We start from the raw sequence: 8,856 nt of genomic DNA on the forward strand, positions 1-8,856 counted from the left end.
AACGCGTGCAATGTCTTCGGAGCCGAGCGGTGTCCTCTCCATCCATCCTCGCCGTCACCATGGGAGACCCCGCCGGGGTCGGGCCGGAGGTCTGTTTGAAGGCAGCTCGACTTTGCCGAGGCACAGAAGGATTGGTCCTATTCGGTGACGCGGATGTATTTTCTCAGCTTGCCCGTCAGGCTGAGTTGCCGCTGCCCGAAGTGGCGAACTCGCTCGGCGACGCGGTGGCGATCGCTCGTGATGTGGGAGTCGCGGTGTATCACATCGAATCGCTCGGCGGCCGCTGGGAACCGGGACGTGTCTCGGCCCTGACCGGCGAAGCGTCGTATCGCTATATCACCGCTGCGATCGACGCGGCACTGGCCGGTCAAGTCGACGGCGTCGTGACCGGACCGATTCACAAAGAGGCTCTGCGTCTTTCAGGCGTCCCGTACCCGGGACACACCGAAATCTTTGAGGCTCTGACGAAATCATCGCGGGCCTGCATGATGCTGACGTCCGACGCGCTGACGTGCTCGTTCGTGACCACACACGTGGGGCTGTGCGAAGTCCCCGGATTGATTTCGACCGAGCGGGTTCTCGACGTGATCGAGTTGACCGACGAAGCGGTCCGCAATATTCACGGACGAGCTTCGCGGTTGGTCGTTTGTGGATTGAACCCCCATGCCGGCGAGGGCGGGTTGTTCGGCGATCGCGAGGAGGAGCGATTGATCATCCCGGCGATCGAATCGGCCCGTGCCCGCGGCATGAAAATCGACGGCCCGTTGCCACCCGATACCGCATTCTTGCCCGCACGAAGAGAACGGACCGATGCGTTTATCTGCATGTACCACGACCAAGGGCACATCCCCTTGAAAGCACTTAGTTTTGAAACCGCAGTCAACACGACCTTGGGGCTGCCGATCGTCCGCACGAGTGTCGACCACGGCACGGCATTGGACATCGCATGGAAAGATTTCAATGCCGATCCAACGAGCATGCTTCAGGCGATTGCTTTAGCAAGCAAGTTCGTCCCCCGTGGTGGCGACTTTCAGTCGCCAATCGCAAACAACCCGCTCATCAAACTGGCGCCTGAAAGTCGCCACCACGGGGAGGAGCTTCACTCATGAAGATCATCGTCATCGCGGATGACTTGACAGGCGCGGCGGAAGTGGCGGGGGCAGCACTGCGTTTCGGCCTTTCAGCGGAGGTCCAGGTCGGGCAGATTTGCGATTCATCGGCTGAGGTGATCGTGGTCGACGCGGACAGTCGTTCTTTGGATCCGGCCACTGCCATAGCGAGGGTCTTCGAGCTGACGGTGCAGGCACTGGCACTTCGTCCGGACGTGTTGTTCAAGAAGGTCGACTCGTTGTTGCGTGGTCCCGTGGCAGCGGAGATCGCGGCAGTGCGTGCTGCGGGCGGATTCCAGCGTTGTTTGTTGGCGTGCGGCAATCCTCGCAAGCAACGAACCGTTGTCGGTGGCAAGATCTTCGTTGATCGCGTCCCCTTGCATGAAACAAGTTTCGCACAAGATCCCGAGCACCCTTGCACGACCAACGACGTCGCCGAGCTGTTGTTGAATCCGACGGCGATCCGCATCGGCGATGTGGAGTCTAGTGGTGATTTGCTAGTCCATGCCCGCCATTGGCATTCTCGACGATGGACGTCTTTGGCCGCCGGCGGAGCTGAGTTCTTCGAGGCCGTGCTGGCGGTCTGTTTGAAAGCGGCGGAGCCGAGTTGGGAAGCGAGTTGGTTCGAAGCGGGCCGGCTTGATGTGATCGAGGATATGCCTCTGGTTGTTGATGGCGAGGTGCTGTTGATTAGCGGTTCGAGTATGGCAAAGTGCGACGGCTGGCCGTTGGTGTCGTATCAAGGTTCGCAAGCATCCAGCTCGCTCGCCGGCGATGTCTGTCGCCTGTTGCATCGTCACGGCCGCGCCGCGATCCGAGCGGCAGACATCGCCGTCGGATCACCTGAGTCGCGGATCAATATACTCACCGAAATTGCCTCCGACGTGCTCGCCCATTGCCGCCCTTCACAAGTTTGGATCGAAGGGGGACGGACGGCATCGAAGCTGATCCGTGAACTTGGTTACCAACGAATGGTCGCGGTCGCCAACGCGGGCGATGGGATCGTGGCACTGCGATCGATTGACGAAAACTCACCCTTGTATGTGATCAAGCCGGGTAGCTATCCGTGGGTGCCTCCGGCTTCATCTGCGATCGATGAGTCTGCCATCCATGAGACAGAGGGACAGTCTTCGCGGGTTGGCGTTTCACTTGGCAATGCATCGGGAAATACTTTGGTCAAATATATGGTGTTGCTGAGCATGGTGATCGGCGCGTCGAAAACTATTGCGGCTGAGGCACAAGATTTCGCCGCGATCGCCAGCATTTTGAGCGAGCAATGCATCGATTGTCACAATGCCGAAACGCGGGAAGGCACCGTCGATCTTTCTCGGTTCAATTCAGTCGAGGACATCGACCGAGACCGTTCATTATGGAAGACGCTGTTTGACGTCGTGGAAGCCCAGCAGATGCCGCTTCCGGACTCCGGGTATGAACTCAATGACCAGCAGCGGGAAAGTCTCCTTTCCTTCTCCCGTCAAATGCTCTCGCGACCTGATCCTAATCTCAAGGCGATCGATCCCGGTAAACCGATCCTGCGCCGGTTGACGCGGTTGGAATACAACAATACGGTCCGTGACCTGTTCGGTTTGGATTATGACATCTTCATGTTCCCCGAACGCTTACCCATCGCCGACAAGGACTATTTCCAACATGGCACGGTGGTCCCCACCGTGAAAGAATCCAATCACGTTGGCGACCAACGTGCCACGTTCGCGACCGTCGTGGAAACGTCCATGCGGGAATACGGGCAAAAGTACGACGTTCTGCTTCCGCAATTGGGACTGCCAGCGGACAACCGTGCCGAGCATGGATTCGCCAATCGCGGCGATGCACTGAACTTCTCGCCGTTGTTGTTTGAGAAGTATCTCGAGATGGCGGCCGCGATCGTCTCGAGCGATCGGCTACTCGCAGATAGTGGTGTCCTTCAAGATTTGCTGGGCATCGAGCCACCAACTCCCAAACCTGTCGCCAATCGTGGCACGGTGGTCCCCACCGTGAGCAAGCAATCGGACCATGACCACGGCGGGGACCACCGTGCCACGTTGCAGGCTCGGATAGATGGCTTCCTCAACCGCGCCCATCGTCGACAGATAACCGACACTGAACTGCAAACAGCGGTGCAATTCGTCGAGTCGCAAATCAACTCCGGCCAAACAGAAACGCCGGCCCTTCAACGAATGGTTCAAGCCGTTTTGTCATCGCCCGAGTTCTTGTTCCTGTCCGAACCGATCATCGAATCCGCAGGCCCCGTTCGTAAACTCGGGCCTTACGAACTAGCCAATCGTTTGAGCTATTTCCTATGGTCATCGATGCCGGATAAAGAACTGTTGTCCGTCGCGAAGTCGGGCTCGATACTAGATGCCGAAGTTTTGCGAACCCAAGTTCATCGAATGCTGGCGGAACGTTCGCATTCGCGAGAATTGTCAGAATCGTTCGCCGTCCAATGGTTGCGTTTGGATCAACTTTACAGTTCCAAACCCGATCGCAAGCTGTTCAAGAAATTTTATTCTGGGCCCCAAGGCAAATCGACGTTACACGGTCCGATGATGATCGAAGCGTTGTTGTTGTTTGAAACCGTGCTGGCCGAAGATCGCTCGATCTTGGATCTATACGATCCCGATTTCACGTGGCTCAATCAGCAACTCGCCAAACTCTATGGCTTGGAAGACTCGTATCGGGCGACGCGAGCGACCGCTTCCGCCAGAGGTTTGATTGCAGACACTTTAGACGATCGGACCGTCAGCAAAACTTGGATTCGAACGCCGCTTCCCGACCGCACGCGGGGCGGCGTGATGACGATGGCCGGTCCGTTGACGCTGACATCGCTGCCGTTTCGTACCAGTCCGATCAAACGCGGCGCGTGGTTGCTCGAAACCGTATTCAATCGGCCGCCGAGCGAACCCAAGGTGGCGTTCGTGTTGGAAGAAGCGGTCAGCGAAGAAAGCGACGGTCCACAAATTCAAACCGTGCGTCAACTGTTCGAGAAACATCGCAGCGATCCGAATTGCAATTCCTGCCACAGTCGCATCGATCCGCCGGGTTTCTCGCTTGAAGTCTTCGACGCGATGGGCGAACTGCGGACACACGACGGAGAACAACCCGTCGACGCCAGCGGAACGTGGAACGATCACGATTTTGCCAGTCCCGCCGAATTCAAAGATGCGATCCGCGCCGGCGAACAAGAGTTGGTCCGAGGATTCGTCGAACACATGCTCAGCTATGCACTCGGTCGTCAACTGGAACACTTCGACATGCAGGCCGTTGACCAGATTGTCGCCGACACGTCGCGAGACGGCTATCGAATGTCCGACATCATTGAAGCCACCGTGCTTTCGTATCCCTTCCAGCACGTCAGGAACCAGCCATGAATCAACGCCACATGAATTGCAACGTCGGATTGCCTCGGCGACATTTCCTTCGTTCGGCCGCCGGTGGCGCGTTGGCCTTGCCGTGGCTGGAGTCGCTGGCCCAGGGTTCCGAATCCGGCGAGAAATTCCCACAACGTTACGCGTTCATCTACACGCCCAACGGTTACAACCAAGATACCTTTTTGCCATCGAGCGAAGGCGATTCGTGGGAACTCGCCCCGGCGCTGACGCCGCTCGAGTCCGTGCGTGACCAAGTTTCACTGCTCTCGGGGCTTGATCGCGAGTTTGTTCCCGGCACCGGCGTTCATGCCCAGTGCGGTTCGTGTTGGCTGACCAGTTCGGCCCCGCAAGAAACGCTCGACGGCGGCTTCCCGACCAACGCCACGCTCGATCAATTGCTCGCCCGGCAACTCGGCAGTGACACGCCGTTGCCTTCGTTGGAATTGAGCTGCAACGATTTCACGAACCGCAAAGAAACCAAATACTTCGAGTGCATCTCATGGTACGGACCTGGACACGCCGCGCAAACCGAGAAGAATCCGCGCACGGCGTTCAATCGGTTGTTCGGTCGACCCGACGGGAATGTGCTCAACCAAAGTGTGCTCGACAGCGTCCAACGTTCGGCGACCCGCTTGGCAAACCGCCTTTCGTCGGCGGATCGAATGAAGCTGGACGAATACCTCGAAAGTGTCCGGCGAACCGAACGACGAATCCAAGCGGCCGAGCGAGCCGCCGCGAGGATCACCGAACCACCGTTCCCGGAGCCCGCCGGGATTCCCGAGCGTCGGGACGAGTACTTGCGTTTGATGGGGGATCTGATCGTTCATGCGTTTCGTTTGGACCTGACCCGAGTCGCCACATTGATCGTCGATCCTGAGCGTTGGGATAGTCCACGAATGTTTGATGGCGTGTTCGACTCGCCACAAAACCATCACGTGTTGACGCACACCAAAGGCGACGAGGCCAAAGCCAAGATCACCGAGATCGATCGTTTTCACGTCGAGCTATACGCCTACGTTGTCAAACAGCTAGCAAACATTCCTGAAGGCAACGGGATGTTGTTGGACCATTGTTGCATCGTGATGGGCAGCGGCATCAGCGACGGTGACAAACATAACTATGCCGATTTGCAGGTCTTGTTGGCCGGCGGTTTGGTCAGTCACATCGGATTCAAACAGTATGCCGGACGTCGACCGCTGGCGGATCTTTGGTTGACATTGGCTCAGCGTGCAAACGTCAACATCGAACGATTCGCCGACAGTACAGGAGCGATCACCGATGTTTAATCAAAGTGGCACGGTGGTCCCCACCGTGAGAAAGTCTGGTACAAGGCATCACGGTGGGGACCACCGTGCCAGTGCGCCTGTGAAGGCGATTGAATTATCGGGTGAAAGTCCTGATCGGGGAAACCGTTACCGCCCCGTAGCCAATGGTAACTGCGTTTTCAACAGAAAGGGTGGAGAGCAACCAAAGGCGAATGAATTCGAAGCGGGTGGTGATGCCAACACGACCCCAGGTATCGATCCGACAGGCAATGTGCTTGACAACGATACCGATCTGGATGTTACCGATTCCGCCAATGTCGTCGGAGTCGCCCAAGGAATCACCGGAGCGGCGAGCGGTTTCGTGGGTGCCCCGGTTGACGGACTCTACGGAAACATCACCATCCAAAGCAACGGTTTGTATGTTTACAACGTCGACAACAATCATCCGGATGTCGAGGCACTACGAACGACCACGGATACCCTCGAAGACGTCTTCACGTACACGATCGTCGACGGACAAGGTGCCCAGTCGACCCAACAGATCACCATCACGATTCAAGGCGCCAACGATGATCCGTTCGACCTGACAACAACGGATCTGACGATCGATGAGAACCTCGCCGATGGACAACTCGTCGGTGTGGTCACGCCCAGCGATATCGATGCCGACGAAGACTTGTTCTATCAGTTGACCGATGATGCCGACGGGCGATTCGCCATCGACCACTCCGGTAACATCACCGTGCTCGATTCCAGCCGACTGGATTTTGAAGATGCCGACCAGCATCAAATCTCCGTTCGGGTGACCGACCAATCCGGTGGTCAATATGAAGAAACCTTCACCGTCTACTTAAACGACGTCGACGAATTCGACGTGACCGTACCGGTCGATGTGGACCTAAACACCAACGAGATCAACGAGAACAGTGTCGGGGCTCCCGTCGGGATCACCGTATCGGCATTCGACGGAGATGGAACCAACAGCCTGGTCACGTACGCATTGACCGACGACGCCGACGGCCGCTTTTCCATCGATCAATCCAGTGGTATCGTGACCACACTCGTCGGTTTGAATTTCGAAGCACAGTCCAGCCATTTGATCGAGGTACTCGCGACGTCTCAGGACGGATCGACCAGCACGCAAGTCTTCACGATCAACGTTCTCGATGTCAATGAAGCTCCGGTGGCATTGAACGACACTTACGATACGCTAGCGAGCCAATCGAAGTCCTTGACGACCCCCGAGCCTACCGCCAACGACACCGACGTGGACGGTGACGAGTTGGAAATGGTGATCGTGACGCAGCCGTCCAACGGAACGCTGACGATCGCGGCCGACGGATCGTTGATCTACACGCCCAACACTGGATTCTTTGGAACGGACTCGTTCACCTACCGAGCCCACGACGGCTTCCTTGATAGCAACAATACCGCCACGGTGAGCATCGCCGTACAAGCGGGCAATCCGGGCGGAGGCGGCGGTTCCGGTGGTGGGGGCGATACAGGCGGCGGGACTGGCGATAGCGGATCGGGCGATGGTGATGGCAACTCTGGCACCGGAAGTTCCGGCGGCAATGACGACGTCCTAGGCGATTCGACCGGAGACATTGATGAAGGCACCAACGGCGGAGACCTTCCCGGCGGCCATACTCAAGAAAGGGATTCGTCCGATCAGGCCAAAGCGAAATCCACCCAATCTAGTCAAGATGACGACTCGGTCTACGCAAACGGTTGGGTCGGAGCCGATCCAGACGCCCGTGACTCAAGCGACAAGTCTGTTTCAAGCCATGGTCTGGGTCGAGGCTACCGCTTCTGGAACGGTCCTCTCAGTTTCGAGATCAACTTTACGCAGATTAGTTTGGGTTCACTCGCCAGCGACGAGCTCTTCCGCGCCGACCAAGACTCGCTGTTTGCGTGGTATGTGGTTGCCGACGCTGACGACCTGATCAAAGGTAAAGACGAAGATGAAGAGGTTTTGATCGGCGCGGTTGGTACGACATTGGGTTTGGCATCGATCGGATATGTGCTTTGGGCGCTACGCGGTGGAATGCTTGTCGCGACCATGTACGCCGGCATTCCGACTTGGCGGATGCTCGATCCGGCGACGTTGATCAATGCGTATCGTGACGACGGAACCGCCAAAGACCGCGTCGAAGAGTTGCTCGACAAACGCAAGGACGCCTGAAACACGTAGGCGAGTCTCTCCGAGACTCGCAGTACTTCGAGCGTATCCGAATAGGGGTCTGACCCTTTGGAGGCGAGTCAATTCTGGTTGCGTTTTTGGCATCGCCGGAGAGGGTCAGACCCCTTTTCGGATACGGAGAGACGCTGCTACGTGCGTGGGTCAAAGAACTTGTGTTCGGGAGTTAGCGGCCTGTTGATTTAGTCGTATACCGAATAACAACAATTAGCCGATGGGCGTTTGCCCCGGTTAACGGCCGTGGAAACCGCCGCTAACGCGGTACGGCTAATTCAATCAACAGCCCCCTAACGCCCAAACGGCTGATCTTCAGTCGGTGTTTTTAATTAAATCAGCAGTCTCCTTCGTGGAGGAGAGGGGTCGGGGGTGAGGGGGCTGAGCACACTGTTAATCTGCTTGGTTTTCAACGCCAGATACCCCTCACCCCCAGCCCCTTTCCCCCGAAGCGGAGGTCGTGCAGCTTTTAAGTGTTGGTTCCGCCAGTACTTGCAGAACCCCTCCCGCGTCGCGGGAGGGGTCGGAAATCGAGCGTTCAGCGAGATTTCCGGGGGAGGGCAATCCGCGCGACGCCTGCCCCAACCGAGCCCTCCCCCTCGCATTCGCCTGAACGGCTCTGCTCGACCCCTCCCCAACTTCGTTCGGGAGGGGTTCGCTTGCAAAAACCTCGCAAAAACCGCGGTCAAAAAGCTGCACGACCTCAGCGGGGAAAGGGGAGCCAAGATATCGGAGATGAAAACTTGCGCAATCGTGAAGTGCCGCAATATTAAATTATCGACAGTCCAGCCTCATCCCCCCACTCTTCCGAACATTCGTCATCAAACACGCGATCAGAATGGTTGACGTAACCATCAACGCTTCGCTGTTTGTTCATCCATCTGTACAGTTCGGTCGTTTAAGGGGATGAGGTAACCTAG

The 8,856-nt window shown here is 57.2% G+C and carries 4 protein-coding genes; all 4 read left to right on the top strand.

Annotation, left to right across the window (positions count from 1 at the left end; genetic code table 11):
- Nucleotides 1-29 precede the first annotated feature (29 nt).
- The 4 genes from pdxA to Pla100_RS10295 are packed head-to-tail and all read left to right on the top strand — an operon-like array spanning nt 30 to nt 7,927.
- A complete protein-coding gene (gene pdxA / locus Pla100_RS10280) occupies nt 30-1,109 on the top strand; it encodes a 4-hydroxythreonine-4-phosphate dehydrogenase PdxA (RefSeq protein ID WP_315853461.1) in 1,080 nt (359 codons plus the stop codon).
- Nucleotides 1,106-4,477 (top strand): DUF1592 domain-containing protein, encoded by a 3,372-nt coding sequence (locus tag Pla100_RS10285; protein ID WP_146577605.1) that lies wholly within the window; start codon nt 1,106-1,108, stop codon nt 4,475-4,477. Before pdxA ends, Pla100_RS10285 begins: the two co-directional genes overlap by 4 nt.
- Nucleotides 4,474-5,763 (top strand): DUF1552 domain-containing protein, encoded by a 1,290-nt coding sequence (locus Pla100_RS10290; RefSeq protein ID WP_146577606.1) that lies wholly within the window; start codon nt 4,474-4,476, stop codon nt 5,761-5,763. The genes Pla100_RS10285 and Pla100_RS10290 overlap by 4 nt, the downstream gene beginning before the upstream one ends.
- A complete protein-coding gene (locus Pla100_RS10295; protein ID WP_146577607.1) occupies nt 5,756-7,927 on the top strand; it encodes an Ig-like domain-containing protein in 2,172 nt (723 codons plus the stop codon). Before Pla100_RS10290 ends, Pla100_RS10295 begins: the two co-directional genes overlap by 8 nt.
- The last annotated feature ends 929 nt before the right edge of the window (nt 7,928-8,856 follow it).

This window comes from Neorhodopirellula pilleata (assembly GCF_007859915.1).
Classification (GTDB): domain Bacteria; phylum Planctomycetota; class Planctomycetia; order Pirellulales; family Pirellulaceae; genus Rhodopirellula; species Rhodopirellula pilleata.

Coding starts and splice junctions, on each gene's coding strand:
- Pla100_RS10285 (WP_146577605.1), top strand. CDS start 1,106: ATGAAGATCATCGTCATCGCGGATGACTTGACAGGCGCGGCGGAAGTG.
- Pla100_RS10295 (WP_146577607.1), top strand. CDS start 5,756: ATGTTTAATCAAAGTGGCACGGTGGTCCCCACCGTGAGAAAGTCTGGT.
- Pla100_RS10290 (WP_146577606.1), top strand. CDS start 4,474: ATGAATCAACGCCACATGAATTGCAACGTCGGATTGCCTCGGCGACAT.